Origin of the sequence: Klebsiella sp. HMSC09D12, from assembly GCF_001808475.1 — a bacterium.
GTDB classification, from domain to species: Bacteria; Pseudomonadota; Gammaproteobacteria; order Enterobacterales; family Enterobacteriaceae; genus Klebsiella; species Klebsiella oxytoca.
The window spans coordinates 1-522 of the sequence record NZ_KV793394.1; the positions used below are offsets into that span (position 1 = coordinate 1).

Annotated in this window: 1 protein-coding gene; it reads left to right on the forward strand. The window is 55.7% G+C overall.

What is annotated here, in order from left to right:
- On the forward strand, positions 1 to 522 hold a 522-nt coding region (locus HMPREF3178_RS31520), incomplete at both ends, for an iron-containing alcohol dehydrogenase (RefSeq protein ID WP_416371858.1).

Here is a 522-nt window from a genome sequence, read left to right on the forward strand (position 1 = left end):
GCGTTAAAGCCAAAATGGTGGCGATCACCACCACATCTGGCACCGGCTCTGAAGTCACGCCGTTCGCCGTTGTTACCGATGATGCAACCGGGCAGAAATACCCGCTGGCTGACTATGCCCTGACTCCGGATATGGCGATTGTTGATGCTAACCTGGTCATGGAAATGCCGAAATCCCTGTGTGCTTTCGGTGGTCTGGATGCGGTGACCCATGCGCTGGAAGCTTACGTTTCCGTACTGGCTTCCGAGTTCTCCGACGGCCAGGCGCTGCAGGCGCTGAAGCTGCTGAAAGAAAACCTGCCGGCGTCTTACCATGAAGGTTCTAAGAACCCGGTAGCGCGTGAGCGCGTACACAGTGCTGCAACAATCGCCGGTATTGCGTTTGCTAACGCCTTCCTGGGTGTATGTCACTCCATGGCGCACAAACTGGGTTCTCAGTTCCACATTCCTCACGGTCTGGCGAACGCCCTGTTGATCAGCAACGTTATCCGCTATAACGCCAACGACAACCCGACCAAACAGA